The sequence below is a fragment of the Aestuariibaculum sp. YM273 genome (assembly GCF_030908365.1).
GTDB lineage: Bacteria > Bacteroidota > Bacteroidia > Flavobacteriales > Flavobacteriaceae > Aestuariibaculum > Aestuariibaculum marinum.
Genome location: NZ_CP133090.1, coordinates 3,675,407 through 3,698,529, shown reverse-complemented (window position 1 = coordinate 3,698,529; position 23,123 = coordinate 3,675,407). Strand labels below are relative to the sequence as shown.

21 protein-coding genes and 1 pseudogene are annotated in these 23,123 nt (G+C 33.9%); 12 read left to right on the top strand and 10 right to left on the bottom strand.

Annotated features, from left to right (window positions below):
- Positions 1-67 precede the first annotated feature (67 nt).
- The 7 genes from RBH94_RS15875 to RBH94_RS15845 are packed head-to-tail and all read left to right on the top strand — an operon-like array spanning position 68 to position 11,554.
- On the top strand, positions 68-1,786 hold the full coding sequence (locus RBH94_RS15875; RefSeq protein WP_307881789.1) for a class I SAM-dependent DNA methyltransferase: 1,719 nt from the start codon (positions 68-70) through the stop codon (positions 1,784-1,786).
- Entirely contained in the window at positions 1,786-5,025 is a 3,240-nt protein-coding gene (locus RBH94_RS15870; protein ID WP_307881788.1) for an RNA-directed DNA polymerase, read from the top strand. The genes RBH94_RS15875 and RBH94_RS15870 overlap by 1 nt, the downstream gene beginning before the upstream one ends.
- On the top strand, positions 5,025-6,215 hold the full coding sequence (locus RBH94_RS15865) for a PD-(D/E)XK nuclease family protein (RefSeq protein ID WP_307881787.1): 1,191 nt from the start codon (positions 5,025-5,027) through the stop codon (positions 6,213-6,215). Before RBH94_RS15870 ends, RBH94_RS15865 begins: the two co-directional genes overlap by 1 nt.
- A complete protein-coding gene (locus RBH94_RS15860; protein WP_307881786.1) occupies positions 6,212-7,564 on the top strand; it encodes a restriction endonuclease subunit S in 1,353 nt (450 codons plus the stop codon). The genes RBH94_RS15865 and RBH94_RS15860 overlap by 4 nt, the downstream gene beginning before the upstream one ends.
- 6 nt (positions 7,565-7,570) lie before the next feature.
- Positions 7,571-7,828 carry a hypothetical protein gene (locus RBH94_RS15855; RefSeq protein ID WP_307881785.1) on the top strand — a complete coding sequence of 86 codons (258 nt, stop codon included), beginning with the start codon at positions 7,571-7,573 and terminating at the stop codon, positions 7,826-7,828.
- 42 nt (positions 7,829-7,870) lie between these two features.
- Positions 7,871-8,506, top strand: a complete 636-nt coding sequence (locus RBH94_RS15850) for a hypothetical protein (protein WP_307881784.1) — start codon at positions 7,871-7,873, stop codon at positions 8,504-8,506.
- Positions 8,507-8,539: 33 nt separating this feature from the next.
- Complete coding sequence (locus tag RBH94_RS15845) at positions 8,540-11,554, top strand: type I restriction endonuclease subunit R (protein ID WP_307881783.1); 3,015 nt, start codon at positions 8,540-8,542, stop codon at positions 11,552-11,554.
- Positions 11,555-11,566: 12 nt separating this feature from the next.
- On the opposite strand, the gene RBH94_RS15840 is transcribed toward RBH94_RS15845, so the two are convergent.
- On the bottom strand, positions 11,567-11,728 hold the full coding sequence (locus tag RBH94_RS15840) for a hypothetical protein (RefSeq protein WP_307881782.1): 162 nt from the start codon (positions 11,726-11,728) through the stop codon (positions 11,567-11,569).
- A 440-nt stretch (positions 11,729-12,168) separates the two neighbouring features.
- Here RBH94_RS15840 and RBH94_RS15835 point away from each other — a divergent pair, with 440 nt between their 5' ends.
- Together RBH94_RS15835 and RBH94_RS15830 are read left to right on the top strand one after the other, a co-directional pair.
- Positions 12,169-12,768 carry a recombinase family protein gene (locus RBH94_RS15835; protein WP_307881781.1) on the top strand — a complete coding sequence of 200 codons (600 nt, stop codon included), beginning with the start codon at positions 12,169-12,171 and terminating at the stop codon, positions 12,766-12,768.
- 10 nt (positions 12,769-12,778) lie between these two features.
- Complete coding sequence (locus RBH94_RS15830; protein WP_307881780.1) at positions 12,779-12,928, top strand: hypothetical protein; 150 nt, start codon at positions 12,779-12,781, stop codon at positions 12,926-12,928.
- Positions 12,929-12,944: 16 nt separating this feature from the next.
- Here the strand turns inward: RBH94_RS15830 and RBH94_RS15825 are convergent, their stop codons facing one another.
- The 3 genes and pseudogenes from RBH94_RS15825 to RBH94_RS15815 all read right to left on the bottom strand — a co-directional run.
- Entirely contained in the window at positions 12,945-14,360 is a 1,416-nt protein-coding gene (locus RBH94_RS15825) for a leucine-rich repeat domain-containing protein (RefSeq protein ID WP_307881779.1), read from the bottom strand.
- A gap of 89 nt (positions 14,361-14,449) precedes the next feature.
- Complete coding sequence (locus tag RBH94_RS15820) at positions 14,450-15,217, bottom strand: TIGR02757 family protein (RefSeq protein ID WP_307881778.1); 768 nt, start codon at positions 15,215-15,217, stop codon at positions 14,450-14,452.
- A gap of 93 nt (positions 15,218-15,310) precedes the next feature.
- Positions 15,311-15,826, bottom strand: a pseudogene (locus RBH94_RS15815) (DUF2400 domain-containing protein); the annotation flags it as partial.
- 218 nt (positions 15,827-16,044) lie between these two features.
- Here RBH94_RS15815 and RBH94_RS15810 point away from each other — a divergent pair.
- Positions 16,045-16,857: a hypothetical protein gene (locus RBH94_RS15810; RefSeq protein ID WP_307881777.1), complete on the top strand. Its 813-nt coding sequence runs from the start codon at positions 16,045-16,047 to the stop codon at positions 16,855-16,857.
- A 75-nt stretch (positions 16,858-16,932) separates the two neighbouring features.
- On the opposite strand, the gene RBH94_RS15805 is transcribed toward RBH94_RS15810, so the two are convergent.
- Positions 16,933-17,598: an ABC transporter ATP-binding protein gene (locus tag RBH94_RS15805; protein ID WP_307881776.1), complete on the bottom strand. Its 666-nt coding sequence runs from the start codon at positions 17,596-17,598 to the stop codon at positions 16,933-16,935.
- 116 nt (positions 17,599-17,714) lie between these two features.
- On the opposite strand from RBH94_RS15805, the gene folE reads away from it, so the two are divergent.
- Both folE and RBH94_RS15795 read left to right on the top strand, forming a co-directional pair.
- Complete coding sequence (folE, locus tag RBH94_RS15800) at positions 17,715-18,302, top strand: GTP cyclohydrolase I FolE (protein WP_307881775.1); 588 nt, start codon at positions 17,715-17,717, stop codon at positions 18,300-18,302.
- Between the two features lie 46 nt (positions 18,303-18,348).
- Positions 18,349-18,624: a hypothetical protein gene (locus tag RBH94_RS15795; protein WP_307881774.1), complete on the top strand. Its 276-nt coding sequence runs from the start codon at positions 18,349-18,351 to the stop codon at positions 18,622-18,624.
- Between the two features lie 38 nt (positions 18,625-18,662).
- Here RBH94_RS15795 and RBH94_RS15790 read toward each other — a convergent pair whose 3' ends face one another.
- The 5 genes from RBH94_RS15790 to RBH94_RS15770 all read right to left on the bottom strand — a co-directional run bounded on the left by RBH94_RS15790 (position 18,663) and on the right by RBH94_RS15770 (position 23,122).
- Positions 18,663-20,933, bottom strand: coding sequence for a TonB-dependent receptor (locus tag RBH94_RS15790; protein WP_307881773.1), 2,271 nt, complete (start codon positions 20,931-20,933; stop codon positions 18,663-18,665).
- An 86-nt stretch (positions 20,934-21,019) separates the two neighbouring features.
- Positions 21,020-21,355 carry a hypothetical protein gene (locus tag RBH94_RS15785; RefSeq protein ID WP_307881772.1) on the bottom strand — a complete coding sequence of 112 codons (336 nt, stop codon included), beginning with the start codon at positions 21,353-21,355 and terminating at the stop codon, positions 21,020-21,022.
- Complete coding sequence (locus tag RBH94_RS15780; RefSeq protein ID WP_307881771.1) at positions 21,355-21,852, bottom strand: DUF6787 family protein; 498 nt, start codon at positions 21,850-21,852, stop codon at positions 21,355-21,357. The genes RBH94_RS15785 and RBH94_RS15780 overlap by 1 nt, the downstream gene beginning before the upstream one ends.
- Before the next feature lie 33 nt (positions 21,853-21,885).
- Positions 21,886-22,326: a DUF6146 family protein gene (locus RBH94_RS15775; RefSeq protein WP_307881770.1), complete on the bottom strand. Its 441-nt coding sequence runs from the start codon at positions 22,324-22,326 to the stop codon at positions 21,886-21,888.
- 157 nt (positions 22,327-22,483) lie between these two features.
- Positions 22,484-23,122, bottom strand: coding sequence for a DUF937 domain-containing protein (locus RBH94_RS15770; protein WP_307881769.1), 639 nt, complete (start codon positions 23,120-23,122; stop codon positions 22,484-22,486).
- Between the last annotated feature and the right edge of the window lies 1 nt (position 23,123).

Below are 23,123 nucleotides of genomic sequence, written 5' to 3'. Positions count from 1 at the left end.
TAAATAGAAAAGATTTGCATTTAAGTATGCAGGAATGTTAAATGAAAACAGAGAATTAGAATTTTAAATGACGAACGTTAAAGAATCCGCTAATTTCATATGGTCTATTGCAGACCTTTTAAGAGGTGATTACAAACAAAGCGACTACGGTAAAGTTATTCTACCGTTAACCGTTTTACGACGATTAGACTGCGTACTCGATAATACTAAAGCCGAGGTCCTTAAAAAGACTGAACAGGTTAAGAGTATGAACATCCAGAATCTGGACCCTATTTTAAATAAAGTTGCAGGTTACAACTTTCATAACCGTAGCCAGTTCGATTTCAATAAGCTTGTAGCCGACCCTAACAATATTGCTGCTAATTTACGCAACTACATTAATGGGTTCTCTGAAGAAGCCAGAGAGATTATTGAGCAGTTTGAGTTCGATAACCAGATTACCAAGCTCGACGACAACAATTTGTTGTTTATGGTGCTTAAACGGTTCCAAGAGGTTAATCTTCATCCAGAAAAGATTTCTTCAATGGAAATGGGCTACATGTTTGAAGAGCTTATAAGAAAGTTTGCTGAGATTTCTAACGAAACAGCTGGAGAGCATTTTACACCTCGTGAGGTGATTAAACTGATGGTAAATCTTCTGTTTATGGATGACAGAGAGACACTAACCCAAAAAGGTATTGTTAAAACCATTTACGACTGTTGTGCTGGTACTGGTGGTATGCTATCGGTGGCAGAGGAATATCTACATGAGTTAAATCCAGATGCCAGATTAGAAGTGTTCGGGCAGGAATTAAATCCAGAGTCTTATGCTATCTGTAAATCCGATATGCTGATTAAAGGACAAAACCCTACCAACATTAAAAAAGGAAACAGTATATCTGAAGACCAGCTACCAAACGAAAAATTCGACTACCTCATCACCAACCCACCATTTGGTGTAAAATGGAAGAAAATAGAGAAAAAAGTTAAAGAAGAGCATGAAGCACTAGGGCATGGTGGTCGTTTTGGTGCTGGATTACCTTCAGTAAGTGACGGGTCTTTTCTGTTCCTAATGCACCTGATGAGTAAAATGAAACCTGAAGGCTCAAGATTAGCTATTGTATTTAATGGTTCGCCATTATTCTCTGGTTCGCCTTCGAGTAAGAAAAACGAATCCAGTATTCGCCAGTGGCTAATAGAAAATGATATGCTAGAAGCTGTTATTGCATTACCAAACCAGTTATTTTACAATACAGGTATTAGTACTTACATCTGGTTAATAACTAATCACAAGCCATTAGAGCGCAAAGGAAAGGTGCAACTGATTAATGCGGTAGATTTCTTTAAAAAGATGAGTAAATCGCTTGGAGATAAGCGTAATGAGCTGAGTGAAGACCATATTAAAGACATCACCAAGTTATATGGTGATTTTATGGAAAGCGACCAGTGTAAAATATTCGATAATAAAGACTTTGGGTATTCTAAAGTAACGGTGGAACGACCAACTCGAAATGCCAAAGGAGGAATTGTAAAGGATAAAAAAGGAAATCCTAAACCAGATTCCAGCTTACGTGATACCGAAAACATACCTCTTAAGGAAGACATACAAGCATACATGCAGCGTGAAGTATTACCGCATGTACCAGATGCATGGGTAGATGACTCTAAAACCAATATTGGTTACGAAATAAACTTCACCAAGTATTTCTACCAATACAAGCCGTTGAGGTCATTAGAGGAGATTCGTGCTGATATTTTGGCTTTGGAAGAAGAAACCGATGGTTTAATTAAGCAAGTGATAGAATAATGGATATACAAATTACATTAGAAGATGTTAAGACAGCCTATAGAAAGTTAAAATCTATGGCTTATTATGACACCCATGACCTTTTTCTTAAATCCAGAATTTATTCTTTTGAAACTGATTTATCCCATGGACTTAATCCAACTTCAAACGTAAATTATAAATTAGTAGATTTTGAAAAAAAACTGGAGGATTTTCATAATGAATTAATTAAAGGTGATTTAAACAAACCTTCAGAATATTGGAGAGAACTTTATAAGCAAATAACATATAAAGTATTACCTAAAAAGGTGAAATCATATAATGAGTATTCCAACTCTAATACGAAAAAGGACCCTTTAATTGAAAGCATCTTTACTAATGTTAGAGAAATTTCTAATGACCATAATTATGAGTTAGATAAGCTTAATTTATTTTTTGATGCTCCAGTAGAAATACATTTAATTTCCATTTTATGGATTATGAAGTTGGGGTTCCAATTGGAAGGAGACCTAGAAGAAAAATGTTACGGTAATAGGTTAATCTTAGAAGAAAAAAAGGCTAATAGTGATAAAAAGAAAGTTACTGATGATTCAGGTCTTTTCAAACCTTACTACAAGCAGTACCAAAAATGGAGAGATGAAGGTATAACTGTTGCTAAGCAGTTTTTGGAAAAAAAGCAAGACGTACTTTTTATAAATATTGATATAAAGGATTATTATTACTCTGTCCGACTAGATTTTGATGAGCTCGAAAAAAGACTTGAATGCGAGAAATCTAGCGATTACGATAAACTTTCAAACCATTTTAAAAGAATACATTTAAATTATACCGAATTACTAAAGAAAGTTAAGTACCCTAATAAATTAATTGAAAATATTGAGGATAATGAGTCAATCCTACCTATTGGTTTGGCATCATCTTATGTTTTGGCTAATTGGTATCTTAGGGAATTTGATTCAAGAGTTCATCAAAACATTAGACCTATTTATTACAGTAGATACGTTGATGACATTTTTATCATAACTGCAAATCCAAATCCTAACTTTACAGCTAAAGACCAATGTGAAAATGTAAGTTTAAATTTTAACGAGCAATATTCAGATTCCTTTTTTAACTCGTTAACAGATGAAGAGCAACATGTCATAAAAACTTTGTTTCCTGTAATTACTCTTGAAGACACACCAAAAGAGCTTTTAGAAAAAGGAAAAAAAACGGGAAGAATATTTAAACTACAATGTTATAAAAACCTCTACATACAGCCAGCCAAAACATTGGTTTACTTTTTTGATTACGATTCTTCGTTGTCATTATTAGAGAAATTTAAAAATGAAATAGAGCAACGGTCTAGTGAGTTTAGATTCTTACCTGATGAAAAATTAGCAGAAAATGGATTTGATGATGAAGCTTATGAACTAGTGTTTGATGATTCTCTACATAAAGTAAAAACGCTTAAAGATTACAAAGAAAATAGATATGGTATAGCTTCTCATTTATCGAAAAAAATATTTTACAGTCTTAGAAATGGAAAAACAGATAACAAAGAAGATGTAAAAAAAATTCTTAAATTTTTCAGAGGAACAACAAATTTAGACCATTTCAGACAATGGGAAAGACTATTAACTTATTTTGTTGTTAATGATAATAAAGAGGAGTTTATCAAATTTACGGTGAATACTTTTGAACAAATATTTAAACTTCCAATTGGCAAAAAGTTCAAACAACACAATTTAAACTACAACAGAATTGCAGGAGACTTACTAGAGCATTATGCAATTGCAATGGAAATGGTTTTTTCATTAAATCCTTCATTTATTGAGCCTATTCAAGAGAGATTAACTAAAATATTTAATAGATTCTACGAAGAGTTTTCTGTTATAAATAAACGACCATTAGATGTTTTTAGTAATTGGCAGCGTTGTCGTTTGTCTAATATGTTGAGGCATAACTATATTAATATTCCTTTACTGAATTTTACAGAGTTACCAATGTCTACAACACTTCTTGAACCTAACTTCTCTAAAATTAACTTGGATGGAATTGATTTTAAAGATGTTCTTCTAAGCTATTCTCCACGTAAAGTCCGATTTTATGAGGTAGCTTGGATGGAGTGTATTAAACGTGTTCACAATACCAAAAGACTTACATCATTTCAGAATATAATTGAAAATGATAATTTATTTGGTGAAGATGACTCAACTCAACATTATTTAGACGAAGCATTTGAGATTTATTTTAAAATAAATTATTGGTTTAAACTATCTGACAAGAATTTCAAGGATAAATTAAAAAATGAAATTTTTAATTATGGTGAAGCATTTAACATAAAGGAAAAAACTAACGGAAATGAAGATTGGTTGTTATTCGGTCATGAGATTACAGTAAGTAAGAAAGATAAAATAGATAAATTAAGAGTTGGTTTAGCTAATATGAAGGTGGATGGTAAAAACTATGAAGCTAGTATGTTAGGTAAACCTAATTTAACTAACAGATATTTACAATTTGCTAAAGTGTTAAATGAAGCTGAGGCCGAAGCCTGTGATATTGTAGTATTACCAGAACTTTCGCTCCCTCATGGATTGGTAAAAACAATTTTAGAAAATTCTTCAAATCATCAGCAAGCTATTGTCTCAGGAATAGAACATTGGACTCATAACGATATTGCATTTAATTTTATACTTACGGTATTACCTTGTGAGATTAGAGGAATTAAAGATGCGGTTCCTGTTTTGAGACTAAAAAATCACTATGCTCCATCTGAAGAGTTTTGGATTAATCAATATAGAAGAGTTGTTCCAAAGCCTACTCCATATAGATATCATCTATTTAGATGGAAAGGACTATACTTTACAAATTATTACTGTTTCGAATTAGCTGATATTGTACACCGTTCTATTTTCCGTTCTAAAATTGATTTTTTAATTGCTTCCGAGTGGAATAGAGATGTTAATTTTTATGCTAATATATCTGAAACTACCAGTAGAGATTTGCATTGCTACTTTATTCAAGTAAACACTAGTGATTACGGTGATTCCAGAGTAATACACCCTAAGAAAACCGAAGACAGAGATAGTCTAAGAATTAAAGGGGGAAAAAACACTACATTACTAGTAGATGAGTTAGATATTAAGGCACTAAGAGAGTTTCAGTATAAAGGCTTTGGATTACAACGTAGTGATAAATCGTTTAAACCAACTCCCGCCGATTATAAACATGAAGATGCCAGAGTTAGACAAGAAAATAAATCCTTTGTAAAGAAATAATGGATTTAGGTTGGTTAAATAATATTTTAGAAGTAATACCCAATAACCTTGAAAGAGGCAAAACCTTTTATGATATTTCAGGGTTTCCAAGATGGGAAACTGTTAATAGTAATTGGTTAGCATTTTACTTAGATAAAAATGAAGAACATAATTTGAATACTCTTTTTATTGATAGTCTAATTTCACTAATTGCTAATCAAAATGAGATTAAAGCAGATGAGAATTATGAGGTGTTTAGAGAGTTTAAAACAATTAAAGGTAATAGTATTGACCTTGTTATAAAAAGTTGTCCTGAATATTCTATAAATGACAAACCTACAGAAAACACAAAAACGGATTGGGCTATTATTATAGAAAACAAAATAGACAGTCATGTTTATAACGATTTAAATGATTATTTCAAAAGTGTAAATGCAAAAAATAAATTAGGAATTGTCTTAACTAAGAAAAAAGAGAAGCAATCCATAATAAAAAAAGGAAAAGAAACTTTTTACTACATCACTCATAGCCAACTTATAAATGAAGTTCAGAAAAATTTAAACTTACACTTTAAAACCGCCAACGAAAAGCATCTTTTATTATTAAAAGAGTACATAAATAATATAGAAAACTTATACGCAAATAGTATAATGGATAAAGAGCAGAATAAAGTATTACAGCAATTTCAAAATCATAATAATGAACTTAAAAAACTTAAAAAGGCTGAAAACAATCTTGCAAAGTATATTGGCAAAACTACAATAGCTGTTTTTAATTCTTACGGTTTTGTTCCAACTACAAAAAATGAGACATCTGCAATCAAATATTTTGTGGGTAAGAAGTGTAATGATAATTTAACCTATGAAGGATTTCGCTTTTGGGTTGATTTAAATCACATGATATTCAATAAAGAGTTTAAAGCTTGTTTTGAGTTATTTGAAAAAGAACATACAAAGTTTGGTTCAATCGTTAATCAAAATTTAGCAGATGACGGTATCTATACTCCTTTAGTTAAAGCTAGTAATAAAGGAGGTGATAATAATAAATATAATCATGTTTATAAAATAGATATTCCTTTAGAACTTAATTCGGATTCTGATTTTGCTGTTGAACTAGAAAAACAATTGGAAACTCATTTTTTCAAACATGAAAATGACTTTTTAAATAAAGCTGTTGAAGCTTTAAAACAAGCTAAATTGGAAGAAATATGAAAAAATACGATTCATATAAAGATTCGGGAATTGATTTCATAGGTAATATTCCTTCAGATTGGGATAGAGTCAGAATAAAGTCCTTGGTATCTTCTAAAGTGACGGATGGACCACACGAAACTCCTGAATGGAAAGAAGAAGGCATTCCTTTTATTTCCGCGGAAGCTATTAAAGAAAGTGGAATAAATTTAGATTACAAAAGAGGATTTATATCTCAAGAACAACACCTTGAATATTGCAAAAAGTCGAAGGTTTACAAGGGTGATATATTGTTTTGTAAGTCAGGTTCAACCACGGGAAAATCAGCTTTCGTAACTACCGATGTTGAATTTGGTATTTGGTCACCACTTGCAATTATTAGAGCAGATAAAGGAAAAGTAGACAATAGATATTTATTTCAATTCATCCAATCTTCAGTTTTCAGGAGTCAGGTAGAGACAGGTTGGACTTTTGGAACACAACCAAATATCGGTATGGGGACCTTAGAAAATTTATGGATTTCTTTACCTACTTCTTTAGAAATTCAAACCCAAATAGCTAATTACCTAGACTATAAGACTACCAAAATAGATGACCTCATCACCAAAAAGGAAAACCTGATAGAGTTATTAAAAGAAGAGCGTACAGCAATAATAAACCAAGCGGTAACGAAAGGTCTGGACCCTAATGTGCCCATGAAGGATTCTGGTATTGAGTGGTTAGGTGAGATTCCTGAACATTGGATTGAGGCTCGTATTAAAAACGTTGTAACTATTATAGGAAGAATAGGTTTTAGAGGATACACTACTGCTGATTTAGTAGATGAGGGAGATGGAGCAATTTCTCTTAGTCCTTCAAATATTAAAAATCAAAAATTAGTTCTTGAAAACTGTACTTATCTCTCTTGGGAAAAATATGAGGAATCACCTGAGATTAAGATATATCCTGATGATGTGATTCTCGTAAAAACAGGTTCAACGATTGGTAAAACGGCAATAATTACAGAAAACACTCCTGAAATGACCTTAAACCCTCAGCTTGTTGTTATGAAAGAAATTAAACTGCTTCCTAAGTTTCTTTACTTTTTAATGACTTCAAATTACTTCCAAGGGTATTTTAAAGTTTATACTGCTGGTGGAAGTACACCTGCAATCTCTCAAGAGAAAATCAACAATTTTAAAATAGCCTACCCTTCATGGGATGAACAGCAAAAAATAGTAGACTTATTAGAGAAAACTGAATCAAGAATTGAGAATTTATCAATAAAGCTAAATAAAGAAATAGAATTATTAAAAGAATACAAAACAGCATTAATCAGTGAGGTAGTTACGGGTAAAGTGGATGTTAGAGATGAAATAATAAAAAACTAAAAATATATGACAGAAGAACAATTAAGAGCGCTATTAGATGCTTTAAGAAACACAACTCCAGAAGATACTGCTGCATGGATAATTGGAGGAGGGAGAACTGCTTTTGAAGCAGAATTAGATGGTTACAGTGTACAACTAGACAGACGCAATAATGCGGATGAGGAACGTCTTGAATGCATGGTAAGCATTGATGGCATGGAAAGCATCTATGTTCAAGGTTCAGATGAGTTTACATTGATATCCGACTTTCTTAATGAGGTATAGGGCTTCACCATAGACCTATTAGAAAACAGCAAACAAGTAAAAATGGAAGAATTAACCGAGCGAATTAAAGATTTAATTAATACCTGTTGGAATAGTTATTCAGCAAAAGTTGGAGGAGAACTTTTAACTGTAAATAAGGAAGCAAGTATGCAATTACAATTTGCATACTTGCTTAAAAACTCTATTGACCTGGCCATTTATCATAAAGACGAAAGTGTTACAATAGAATTGGAAACTGGAATCTTAGTAGGAGATAGAATGCGAGAGTGTGATATTGTGATTCAGATAGTAAAAGGAAATGAATGTGTTTATTTACCTCTGGAATTAAAATGTTACAAATATCTTGCTGCAAGTGGAGGTAAAAGAGGTGCTGTTGACATTTTTTTTAAAGATGTTTATGCTGATTTAGAGCTTTTGGAGGCATATGCAGAAAATGAAAATTATATTGATGGCATTCAGTTAACCATGACCGATTTTAAAAATTTACCTTTTCCATCCAAAAAAACATCTAAATACTTTGCATACGATATTTCAGAGGGAACCGAAATAACAAATGGGATTCACTTAAATACGCCTATTGGAGGAAAGGATATAGATATAACTCTAAGAGGAAATTATAAATTTCACTGGGTAAATGCTGGGGAATTTTACTTTTTAAAGTTAGAAAACATTAGATAATTAGAATTAGGCTTAACGAATACTAAGTAAATAATGGCAAAAGGAATACATACAGAATTAACATTTGAAGCAGCAATAGAATCATCTCTACTGGAACACGGTGGTTATGTTAAAGGTTATTCAGATGATTTTAATCCTCAGCTGGGATTCTTCCCGAAATACATCACCGATTTTATCAAGTTATCACAACCCAAAGAATGGGAAAAGATATCTAACATACATAAAGATGATGTGGAGAATAAGGTGGTGAACCGTCTTATTAGGGAACTGGACTTACGTGGCACTCTGGATGTATTTCGCAATGGTTTTACCGATTACGGTGTTAAGTTTAAAATGGCGTTTTTCAGACCCGAGAGTAGCTTAAATCCAGACGCTGAGGTTCTGTATAGTAAGAATCATTTAAGCGTCACCAGACAGCTTTATTATGAGCGTAACGGAAAGAATTCGCTGGACATGGTGCTATCGCTTAATGGACTTCCAATAGCTACAATTGAGTTGAAGAACCAGTTCTCTGGACAGAACGTTAGCAATGCTCAAAAACAGTATGTGTATGACCGAGAACCAACCGAACCCATATTTCATTTTAAAAAGCGGTCTTTAGTCCATTTCGCAGTAGATACTGATGAAGCCTACATGACCACCCGATTAGCTGGTAAAAAAACACGTTACTTACCGTTTAATCTGGGTTATAATAACGGAGCTGGAAATCCACCAAATAAAGAAGGTTACAGAACAGCATATCTATGGGAATACGTCTGGACCAAAGACAGCTTAATGGATATTATAGCTAAGTTTTTACACCTCAACATTGAAGAATACGAACTTAATGGTGTAAAAAAGAAGAAGGAAACGATGATATTCCCTCGTTTTCACCAAATGGATGTGGTTCGTAAATTAACATTCGATGCCAAGACTTCAGGTGCTGGAAAAAACTATTTGATTCAGCATTCAGCTGGTTCTGGTAAGTCTAATTCTATTGCATGGCTATCTTATAGGTTATCGAGTCTTCATGATAAAGCCAACAACCGAGTTTTTGATTCGGTGATAGTTATTACAGACCGTCGAGTTCTGGATAGTCAGTTACAAAATACCATCTATCAGTTTGAGCATAAAGACGGTGTGGTGCAGAAAATCGATAAGGACTCTCAGCAGTTAGCTGATGCTATTACGGCTGGTTCCAACATCATCATTACCACTTTACAGAAATTCCCATTTATTTTAGAAAAGATTGGTGAAATTCCAAACCGTAAGTATGCTGTAATTATTGATGAAGCACACTCTTCTCAGGGTGGTGAAGCTACTAAAAAGATGAAAGAAGTGCTATCGGCTAAATCTTTAGAGGAAGCAGAAAAGGAAGAAGTTTACTCTGGACTGGATGAAGATGCCGAAGACGAAATAAGAAAATCGATGGAAGCCAGAGGAAAACAGGACAACCTCAGCTTCTTTGCTTTTACTGCAACTCCAAAACCTAAAACGGTTGAGGTATTTGGTACACCAGATGCATCTGGTATTCCTAAACCGTTTCATTTGTATTCGATGAAACAAGCCATTGAGGAAGGTTTCATACTAGATGTACTAAAAAATTACACCACTTATAAGACGTATTTTAAGCTATCCAAAGAAATAGAAGAAGACCCTAATGTAAATAAAAAGCAGGCTGCCAGAGCGATTGGTAGGTTTTTATCTCTACATCCGCATAACCTAGCACAAAAAACAGAAGTTATTATTGAGCATTTCAGACAGGTAGTTTCCAAGAAAATTGGAGGTAAAGCTAAAGCGATGGTGGTTACCAGTTCCAGACTTCATGCAGTTCGCTATAAAGAAGAATTCGACAGATATATAGCATCCAAAGGTTATAAAGATGTGAAGACCTTGGTGGCATTTTCTGGTAAGGTAATTTATGACACCTATCCGTCAGGTGTTACTGAAGTGGAGCTGAATGGTTTTAAGGAAAAGGAATTACCTAAGAAATTCGCATCCGAAGAATATCAGTTATTATTAGTTGCAGACAAATACCAGACAGGGTTCGACCAGCCTTTATTACATACCATGTATGTAGATAAAAAGCTATCTGGAGTAAAATGTGTGCAGACGCTTTCCAGATTAAATAGAATGTGTGCTGGTAAAGAAGATACCTTTGTTTTAGATTTTGCGAATGAAACCGAAGACATACTTAGTTCATTCCAGCCTTATTATGAGCTAACCACCGTTGAAAGTACAACGGACCCGAATCACCTGTATGATTTAAAAGGAGAGATTGAGAAGGCCCATATCATCTGGGAAACTGAGGTGACTCAATTTTGCAACGTTTTCTTTAAATCAGTCAAATCATTATCTGTAAAAGAACAAAAGAAACTGAATGCATATATCGACCCAGCAGTGGAGCGATACAAGCAATTACCGAAAGAGAACTCTAAAGAAGATGTCGTTGGTACCGAAATAACGCAGGAAAACTTTAAACATGCCTTACAGTCGTTTACCAGACTATATTCGTTTTTAACCCAGATAATGCCGTTCTACGATGTAGACCTTGAAAAGTTATTTACGTATGCGAGGTTCTTGCTTAAAAAGCTACCGAGAACAGGACAGCAAGATAGGTTTAAATTAGGCGATGAGGTTTCATTGGAATATTACAGACTGCAAAAGATTGCTGAACAGAATATCGTTATGGAAAGTCAGGGAGAATATGGTCTTGATGGTTCTAATGAAGCTGGGATTAGAAGTAACAACAAAGATGAGGAAGCTGCATTATCAGAAATCATAGATGTATTAAACAAACGATTCCAAACCGAATTTAACGATGCTGATAAGCTTTTCTTTGACCAGATAGAAGCAGAATTAGTTGCTGATGAAAAACTCTCTGAGCAAGCCAGAAATAACTCAATGGCTAATTTTAAATTTGGCTTTGAGGATATTTTCATGGATAAGCTGATAGGACGCATGGACCAGAACCAAGATATCTTTTCCAAGATGATGGACGACAAGGATTTTGGTAATCTGGTTAAAGACTACTTGCTTAAGAAAGTATACGACCGACTAAATTTGTAACGCTGCTAAAAGTTAACCGTTTCGGTATGCCGATTCGATTAATACTCTAATAGCGGCGGAAGCACTGCCGCCATATTTACTTTTTTTTGCAAGCTCATTTAATTTCTCTTTTAGCTTAGGTGAAATACGCATGATGAAGACTTCTGTATTCTGAGTTGAAGGTAATTTTGCCATAATCTTTGTTTTATATATAAATAGATAAAACTTAATTTAAATACAATTTATCTACATTAAATGTTCCTTTTTTCACCTCACATCGCCCGTTATTTAAAGTCTATACTATTGCAAACTATGCGTTTTTAGTTTTATATGTTGATATCGGACGGACTGCTCTTTGTTTGGAAGAAAATATTTTAAAAAATACCCCAGCTAGGTATCCTCTCTCTCCATAGGGAAACCCCAACCCTCGTATATACTAGGGTCCCATGTGTCCAAAAATCCTGGAAGTTATGCAGAGTAAAAATTAAGGATTGTATATACATTTATACGGTAAGTGTATCATTTCAAGCATACCTATAACAGATACAGGAAATCAATGTAAACACCTGGTTTTCAGCTGTATTATTTTGCCATCCTAAATAAATACATTATATTTGTGATATAATAAATTACTTATGAAAGTTAAATACGTCAGGGTTTCTAGTTTAGAGCAAAATACCGCAAGACAGGAAAAGAATGAGTCTGAATTTGATAGAGTTTTTGTTGATAAAATTAGCGGAGCCATTTCATTTTTTGAAAGACCTCAAGGCAAAAAAATCGTTGAAAGTGTTAAACAAGGAAAAATTACAGAGGTCCATGTTTCATCAATCGACAGGCTGGGAAGAGACATTATAGACGTTCTTACTGTATGTGACTTTTTAACAACAAATCAAATTAACTTGTTCGTAGAGAACATAGGTATGTATTCTTTAATTGATAATAAAAAAAACTCAGCATTTACTATGGTAACAAGTGTTCTTGCTAACGTTAGCAGTATGGAAAGGGAAAATATGCTGGAAAGGCAACGCCAAGGCATCGAGGCTGCTAAATTACGAGGAGTTTACCGAGGAAGGCTGTACGGTTCCAGAATGACTACGGAAGAGTTTTTAAATAAGTACAAAAAGGTCGCTACCGAATTGAAGAATGGTGAATCATTACGTCGGGCCGCAGCACTGGGAGGTGTTAGCCTAGGTGTAGCACAACGAGTAAAGCAAGCAATGTTAGAACAAAATTAATTTTTTAATTATGATAACGTACAAAGGAAAAATTAGAATCGAGGGCGTTGGTACAGCAATTGATGTTTCAGCCACAGCCAGTAGCCCATCAGCAGCAAAAAAAGTGGTTGAGAATCAATATCGAGTTAAGCAATGGGTTAAGCAAATGGCGTCAATCTAAATTGATGCCATTTTTATTAATTACAGTTTTCTGAAAAAGAAGTCTGGCTATCTTTATTGGTCCAATTAGCAATACTATAAGTTACATCATCAACATTAACACATGTTAAATTAATATTATACTTAATTGAAAATGATGTTATTCTGGAGTTATTCCCGTTTTTTAAGTTTAAGCTATTTAGTTGATTACTAGAAAGATTTAGCCAAAATAAATTCGTGTTTTTTGAAAGGTCTAACGATATCAATTGGTTACTAGAAGCATTTAGCCAAAATAAACTAGTGTTTTTTGAAAGGTCTAACGATGATAATTGGTTCTTAGATACATATAGCCAATATAACCGAGTATTTTCTGAGAGGTCTAAAGATGACAATTGATTATTAGAAACATCTAACCTGTATAAATTGGTGTTTTTTGACAGGTCTAAAGATTTTATAAAATTATTATTGACTATCAAGGCTCCTAATTGAGTAAAGTCCTGAATACCTGTTAAATCTGATATATATTTTCCAGATAAATTTAATGAATCAATGGTTTTTATATTTTCAGTTGCAACCCAATTATCAACCTCATCATCATATCCCATATTTTTTAGCACGGTTTCAAAATAAGAATCTGCTATGTATGTTTTACCAGAAGAGCAATCCAAACTTTCACAATCTACAGAATAACTTAAAGAACTACTCTTATCCCAACCATATGGTATATTAGCTGCTTGTGTTTCATTCACTTTAACACAGCAGATTGGATTATTATCAAGAGATAAATCACTTAGTAATGTATTTTGAGATACATCTAACGATGTGAGGTTGTTTCCGTCAACATAAAGTTCTTCCAATGAGCAGAATTGCTCAATTCCAGTTAAATCACTAATACCCAGATTTTCTATATTTAATCTATAAACACCTCGGATTCTCTCAAAATCCACATAGTCATCTAATTTATTATCCCATCCTTTACTAACTAAATATTGCTCAAAATTATCATCAGGAACGTAAACTAAATTGCTATTTATAGTTATCTCATCACACAAGCTATTGTCATAATTTTCTCTTTCGTAATAAATATACCCCCAACCATCATCATCTATTTTCATTATATTTTTGTCACAAACGAATTGAACATTTGAAGTCTCAGTAAAACCCAATAATGAAAATTTATAATTTCCATTTCCCACATTTTCCCAAGTTCCTTCAATAGTTCCTAGGAATGTACCCTCTAAAGTAACGGTACCATCAGGTTTAAAAGTGTCAATAGAGTAATATGGAGAATATTCCTCCAATATCATTTCAACTCCATTACAAGCAAAGTATGTGTCCATAAAATTCCCCCACCTTCCTATAATTGGGTCCTGATTATTGGTACTTTCTACACTTTCATTGGAACAGGTATATATAGTAAGAGCTATAGAAACTAAAAGGATTCTTTTCAACATAATAATAAAATAATGAGAGATATTTATTACGTCAATATAAGTCTTTTTCTCAAATTTTAAAAGAATAATATTTAAAAATTCATAGTAAATTAGAACCCTTCAAAAACCCCTAAACCAAATAAAGCAAAATCATACTTTACAGGGTCATTCTGGTCCAGTTGACGAAGGTTTTTATCCAAATCAGCTAATGCCTTTGCATCGTTTTGTTTTCTAGTTAACAAACCTAATTTTCTGGCCACATTACCAGAGTGTACATCTAACGGACATGATAATATTGAAGTTGGTATAGTTTTCCAAATGCCGAAATCTACGCCAGCTTTATCATTACGAACAAGCCACCTCAGCATCATATTAAGCCTTTTACAAGCCGAGCCTTTATTTGGGTCACCAATATGCTTTTTAGTCCGTAATTCATGTTCTAATGAGAAGAAAAGGTTTTTAAATTCATGAATGGCTGGTTGCAAACTGTTTTCGCTAATATTTTGGTTAAAAACATATTCCAAACCACCATGATTAACATAAATATTTTCAAGAGCTTTGATAAAGTATTTGAAATCTGTTCCATTGAATGTACGGTGGACAAAATCATCTAACCTATTTAAGTGTGTTTCGTTATGATTCAAAACAAAGTCATAAGGAGAATTCCCCATTAACTCCATCATCCTTTCTCCGTTTTTAATTATCATTTTTCTGTTTCCCCAAGCGATGGTGGCAGCAAGAAAAGCTGAAATTTCGATGTCTTCTTTTAAAGAATAACGATGAGGTATTTGGATTGGGTCAGAGTCAATAAAACTAGGGTTATTATACTCAATAACTTTGGAATCGAGAAATTCTTTGAGGTCTGATTGAATAAGCATCAATTATCTTGGTTTATTCTACAAAAATATATTTATTTTGACTTTTAAGCCATTTCCCTTCAAAATGAATGAAAACTATGCCTCATCAATTACCCGAAAAGACATGTTTATGCGCTTCGCTGCCGAGTTCTTTAACGGATCACTTACGTGCTTTTGGGTACGTTGTAAATGGTCTATTTCAAAAAAGCATTTTTTAAATTCAGATATAGATGATTGCATAGAATTAGGCTCAGCATGTTTGGCAAACAAAGCTTCCAGTCCATTATGCTTGGTGTAAATATGTTTTAAACATTTGATAAATTGAATAGCATCATCTCCATTAAAGGTGCGGTGAACAAAAGGAGCTAGTTTTTCTAGATTGTCTTGGGAATGATTCATTACAAAATCATAAGGCGAATGCCCTAACAGATCCATCAATTTATTAGCATTAGTAATAATGCTTTTTCTGTTACCCCAGGCAATAGTTGAGGTTAAAAAACCAGCAATTTCAATATCTTCCTTTTTAGAAAACAAGTGTGGAATTTGTATGGGGTCGCTCTCAATAAACTTAGGGTTGTTGTATTGTTCAACCTTGGCGTCAAGAAATTCTTTAAGTTCAGATGAATTCAATATATAAAATGAAATTTTAGTTTTTATCGAAGTCAAAAATACCAATTAATGCCTGATAAGGTTATTGTAAATATGTTAAAACCAGGGTGTAAAAATTGTATTTTATAACTTTGCTTATCGATGAAACGCAAAAATTAACTTTGAAATGCAATATTTTGATGTGTTTTTTGTGAGAATTAAATTTTATAATGTTAATTAGTCCATCAAAACATTGAATTATGAAAAAACTTATTGTCCCAATTTTAGCTGTTTTGTTTGTAAGTTGTGATGAAGAAAGTGTTAAAAACACTATCGATACAGCTTCAGCAATTGATGCCTTAACTGAATATTCAACCGTTAACAAGGTATTTCAAGACGTTGGAAACAACAGTGGTGATGCCGTTTTAAATTCAGAAAGTACAACATCAAGTACATCAAAATTGTCAGAAACAAAAATTGACGGTCCTGTTATTACTGTTGAGCCAATGGATTTTACAACCTTTCCAAAAACAATTACTGTAGATTATGGTAAAGGTGTATTGTGTAAAGATGGTATTACACGCAAAGGTATTGTAACCATTGTATCAACTAATTGGTATGGTGTTGAAGGTAGTGTCCACACCTCGACATTTACCAATTATTATCATGAAGATTTTAAGGTGGAAGGTACACATGTTGTTGAAAATTTAGGAGAAAATACAGATGGAAATCTAGAGTATAGCGTTACTATTGCTAATGGGAAAATAACCACTTCAACTGGAGCTACAATTGATTATACTGAAGATTCTACTAGAACCTGGGTTGCAGGAAGTGATACGCCTTTAAATATCTGGGATGATGAATATATGCTGGAAGGTATGCAAAGCGGAACGAGCTCAAAAGGTGTAGATTATACCTTAACAGTCGAAGAGTCGTTACATTTTGTATTATTACCAAGAAGTGTTGAAGCGGGTATTTTAGATATTGATGTAGCTGGTATTGAAGACATCAAATTAAATTACAATACTAAAATGGTTACTATTCTAGGAAAGAACTATCCGTTCGGGTATTAAGATTTACAAAAAAAATTTATAAAAAAGGCTTATTGGAATACAATAAGCCTTTTTTATATGTTCTGTTTTTTTATGTTATTGGTTGGTAATGTTTCCATCAACCATGACCAGTTTTCGGTCGGCTAAATTAGCTAATTCTTCATTATGCGTTACAATAACAAAGGTTTGACCGAATTCATCACGTAGTTTAAAGAACAAGCTGTGTAGGTTTTCAGCTGTTTCACTATCTAAATTTCCAGAAGGTTCATCGGCAAAAATTAAATCCGGATTATTGATTAAAGCACGAGCTACGGCAACACGCTGTTGTTCTCCACCAGAAAGTTCACTTGGTTTGTGATCGTAACGATGCGATAAACCCAAAAAGTCAAGTAGTTCTTTCGCACGCTTTTCGGCATCTGCTTTTTTTGTGCCTTTAATAAAAGCAGGCAGGCATACGTTTTCTAATGCGGTAAATTCAGGAAGGAGTTGATGAAACTGAAAGATAAACCCAATGTGCTCGTTTCTAAATTTAGCTAAGGCTTTATCTTTGAGGTTGCCAATATCAATACCGTTAATGGTTAATTGATAGTTTTCCTTAGAAGAAGCTTTATCTAAAGTGCTTAGTATTTGTAAAAGCGTCGTTTTACCCGCGCCAGAGGCGCCGACAATAGAAACCACTTCTCCTTTTTTAATATGTAGGTCAACACCTTTTAAAACTTCTAAATCGTTATAAAATTTATGTATGTTTTTCGCTTGAATCATGTGTGTGAAATAGGAGCCGTGAATTTACTACTTTAAGGCGTTCTGTACAATTAAGAATTGTTTTTTATTGCCAAATGCGATTTAAGCTATATCTTTATTCTTCTAAAAAAATTGAAATGCATTACAAATCATTCGAAGAATATAGCGACGAAACTACAGAGGGAATCAAAGATAATTACAATAAAATTATTAGCGATTTAGGAGAAGATACCAATCGTGACGGATTGCTTAAAACCCCTGAGCGCGCCGCAAAAGCGATGCAGTTTTTAACACAGGGTTATCATCAGGACCCGGTGGAGATTCTAAAAGGCGCCATGTTTGAAGAGAGTTACAACGAGATGGTTATTGTTAAAGATATTGAGTTGTACTCACTTTGTGAGCATCATATTTTACCTTTTTTCGGAAAAGCTCATATAGCTTACATACCAAACGGACATATTGTGGGGTTAAGTAAGTTACCTCGTGTGGTTGATGTATTTGCAAGGCGATTACAGGTGCAAGAGCGCTTAACCGAACAGATTTTAGATTGCATAAATGATACCTTAAAACCTCAAGGTGTGGCGGTGGTTATCGAAGCGTCGCATATGTGTATGATGATGCGTGGTGTACAAAAGCAAAACTCATTGACAACAACTTCAGGGTTCCGCGGGCAGTTTGAAAAAATAGAAACCAGAAACGAGTTTTTAAAGCTAATAGGGAAGTAAGTTTGTGGTATATGGTTTGTTCTTTTTTTAACCTAAATTTTAATTAATGAATAAATACAAAATATTAGTTCTAGGTATCCTATTTGATGCCGTTGGTTACGTATCATTTATAATTCCAGGCATAGGGGAGTTTTCAGATATTGTCTGGGCACCACTTTCGGGTTGGTTAATGACCAAATTATATAAAGGTAAGGCGGGAAAAGTGGCTGGAGTAGTAAACTTTGTTGAAGAAGCTTTACCTGGGTTAGATGTTATTCCTACCTTTACATTAATGTGGTTGTACACCTATGTCTTAAAAAAGAAACCTAAAGATTCAAAATAAAAAAATCCCTTTCTAATCAGAAAGGGATTTTTTGTGAACTATAATTGGTATTTCAAACCAATATTAATGTTTCTTCCCATATTAAATATACCATCGGGTTTTAAACGCGACAAGTGATTTATATAAGTTTTGTTCGTTAAATTCGTACCTGAAATGCTAAGAGTAGCTTCATTATTAAATAAATTAAAGCTACCGCCTAGTCCGGCACTTAGCAGGTTGTAACCATTGGTTGAGCTTTCAAATGCACTTACATTATTTTGGCTAAAGGTACTTGCCAGTTTTACAAACGTATATGCTTTTTTAAGCCAGGGTCTTTCAAACTCAACTCTAAGTACATTACTTAAAGAATTAGCCGGAATTAACGGTAAATAATCATCATTAGCTTGCTTTCCGGTAACGGTCTCAAAACTTGATTCAATATGTAACCAGTGGATAGGGTGTGGGTGTATGTGTACTCCAACTTCACCACCGTATAACTTAGCATCATTCTGAATATAATCGAAAACCGGAGTGTCGTCTATTGTGTTTCCGTTCGGCGATAAATAAATATAGTCGTTAACTTTGTTGTAGAATCCGTTGACAAAAAACTCAACATGCTCATTTTTAAACTCTAAAGCAATATCGGTTTGGAAGTTTTGTTCGTTATTTAAATCGGCATTACCAACCTCGTAACGGTTAGAACCATGATGAATACCATCTGAGGTTAATTCGGCTAAATTAGGCGCTCTAAAGCCCGTGGCGAAATTAACACGTGCCGTTAGATTAGTGCTTACATTGGTTTTAAAACCTAAGGCACCGTTAAAACTGTTAAAATCTCTGTTTAAGCCGGAAACAACACTGATGTTTCTGTTGTCGTAACGGGCACCAAGTTGAATATCAATAGCTTCAAAGTGAATGTGAGATGTTGCCATTACCCCAAAATCGTTGGTGGTTGCATCAGGAATTAATTGCTCTTCACCGTAATTGGTGTTCACCTGATTCATACCTTGAATGCCTACAATGGTTTCAAATTTTCCGAATTCAGGTAGAGTATATTTCACATCGTAATTGGCAGTTTTCAATTTCATTTGAAGCGATGGCACTAACGTTTCGTGATCTTCATCATGCTCTTCTTCGTGATGGTCTTCATCTTCATGTTCTTCTTCTTCGTGTTCATCATGTGCTTCCTCCTCTTCATCATGATGGTGGTGCTCATCTTCAAACTCCTTACGGTCGTTGTAAATATAGCCTATGTTGATGTCTAACTTCGAGTTGTTAAAAAACACAGTAGATTTCGAACTGAATACATGATTTGTGATGTTTTGATACGGTAATAATGGTGTTTTTAAAGTAGATTGAACCCCGATTTCTTCGGGAATACCTAATTTAGAGTTATTCATGTTATATCTAAATTCTGTTTTAAAGGTATTGGCTTGATATCCAATTCCAGCTTTAAAATCCTGCTCTCTGAATCGTGTATTTGTCACACGATAATCTTTTGTGTCGTAATCGGAGTGCTCGGTAAGGCTTCCTCTGAATAAAAATTTAAAATTATTTTCAGAAGCTTTATATCCTGCACCGGTATTAAACCCTTGGGTATTGCTGTAATAATTGCCGCTAATATCGCCACTGGATGAGCCTTGAGGCGCGAATTTTTCTGGGTTTAGGTATAGTACACCTCCAAGTGCGTCACTACCATAAAGTAGTGATGCCGGGCCTTTTATAACTTCAACACTTTCAATACCGCTACTGCTAACACCCATTCCGTGTTCGCTACCAAATTGCTGATTTTCTAAACGCACCCCCTGAGTATATACCAAAACACGGTTGGAGCTTAAACCACGAATTACGGGTTTTCCAATACTTAATCCAGTAGTTACGCTTTCAACCCCGGCGATATTGCTTATCCCTTCGGTTAAATTTACAGCACCACTGGCGTTTAAATCTTCTACAGCGGCACGTTCTACTTTCATAACGTTTTCACTTTGTAACTTATGAAAAGGCGTAGAAATAATAATGTCTTCCATTTCAATAGCCGAAGACTCTAAGCGTATTTCGATATACTGTAGATTGGGGATGTTAATGTTTATGGATTTGGTTTCGTAACCTAAAATTGAAATCACCAATTTATAGTTTCCTGATGGCAGGTTTTCTAAATTGAAATTTCCATTTTCGTCCGTAACCGTTCCTTTTTCAAGGTCTGATAAATATATGTTGGTAAATGCTAACTTTTCATTTGTAGTATTGTCTAAAACAAGTCCTGTTAATGAATTTTGAGCAAATACATTAGTCATTGCTAAAAGGAGCAATGTGTTTAATAATAATCGCATGTTAAGTGTATTTCGAATGCCCTTTAAGGGCTTTTTTAATTTAATAGTATGTAGTCACTGATGTTTTGTTCAGTGTTAGTTCATTATTAAATTAGGGCAGGAGGACCGCGCAATGCGGTTTGAAGACGTTGATAATCACTTAAAAATTGATACTGAGAAACAACTTCAGGAGTTTGTTTTTTAGTCGTAAAAATACGGTATTCAAAAAGATTGAATGTGTATTGATGATGAACTTTATACTTGTAAAAATCACAATCGGTATCCAGCTTGTGAAGATGTGTTGTTTTTTCACCTTTACAAATATCGTGCTCGTGATGCGCAAAAAGGTGAGCAAACTCAAATACAGCAGGCTTTAATAGCGAAATGACTAAAAGTAATGCTATTGTTCTGAAAATAATATTTATCCTAACTGATTGTTTCACTAGCTAAAAAAACGCTTAAACCCGATGCGTCTCAATAATTTTTTTACAAAGGTCCAAAAAAACTCGAATTGACCAAAGATCCATCCAATAGAAACTAATAAAATTTGATAAAAAATAAGTCCGATGACGATATAAAGTATCCAGTAGAGTGTAGGACCAAGATTTTCTTTAGTAATCCCGATAAGCTTCATTAATGGTTTACTTACATATAAAGATGACGATCCTGTTACGGCAAAAACAATGTAAATACGAATAAATTCCCACCGGTAATTTACCTTCCATTTATTCTCCAGCTTCTTAAAAGTAAATAACACAAACCTTAAAATAAGCGCATATATAATAGCGCTTAAAATAAGATTGAAAGCAATATGAGATTCTTTAATAAAAACGTATGATAATTTAAACGCCGAATACGCCAGAATAAGCACTCCTAAAACAGGAAAGAGTAGCTGCCAGTTATGTTGTATTTGCCAACGTTCTTTAAATTTTTGTACCATAACAATCTTGTACAACAAATGTAATTAAAGCAATTAAATTCTGGGAACAAAACCAGCTAATTGTTGCTTGTAGGTTAATTGAAAGTAGATGAAATAGTTGTAAAGTTTGTAATTTACCTCGTAGCCGTAATCGATTTGAGGCTGATAATCGATTTGTATTTCGTATAAATTGGAATTATAGCGCTGGGGCTGCAGCACTCTGCTATTCCATTCGGTAACATAAAGGCGGTTTTTATTTTCTAAATATTGTTGCGAATAGAAACCTTCTGGTTTTGCTCGGCTCACTAACCAAGCGTTAAATCCGGGTTCAATGATTATAATTTCATATTCCAAATCATCGTTAGCAATGGTAACTGTATCGCTAAGTTTAGTCGCATCCTGTTGTTCGTTACTGTTAGCAGTAACAGCAGGTTTTGTGGTATTACATCCTACCAGAAATCCGAAAAAAATTACTATATAAAGTAGTGTTCTCATAAGATGTAATTTAAAAACCGTTTGTTATATCAGTCTGAATAATTGACTTAAAATTACAAAAACTGAATGTTTAAATGAATTATGAATTAGGGTTTAACAATAAAAAAATGCCTAACGACAGGGTTAGGCATTTTATTTTTAAGGAAATACACATGTTTTATTTTCCGAAAAGCCCGCCTAGCATACCACCTAAACCGTCTTTCTTTTTATCGCTGTCTAATAACATACCGGCAACATCATCTATAACACTTCCGTCACCATCGGCATCAAGAATTGAGGTTAAGAAGCTTTGTTCACTTTCAGCTGAGTTTCCTCCTATTAATCCACCTAAGAGACTTTCTAAACCTCCTGAATTACTAACGTTTTGTTGTTTCGCCTGATTTCCTAAGAGCCCCATTAAAATTGGTGCGGCAACTTTTAAAATTTGTGCAACCGAACCTGCGTCAATGCCTGCTTTGGCACCTAAAGCACTTTCCACAGTTTGTTGTTTACTTCCAAGCACGTGATTTAAAATTTTACCTCCATCCTGCATAACATGATCATCGACACCTCCATTGAACAAATCCCCTAAATTATCTAAAATACTACCATCATGCTTACCACTGTTTAAAGCGCTTAATAATCCTTCTGCACCTTCTGTGGTAGAAGCATTACGTTTCATAGCTTGTGTTAAAACCGGTAAAGCCATGGTTAAGACGTCTTGAGTTTTACTTTCTGACTGAATGGTTTGATTAGAGACACCATTAATAATTGTTTTTCCTATATCACTGTTTAGCAAGTCTAATATACCCGACATA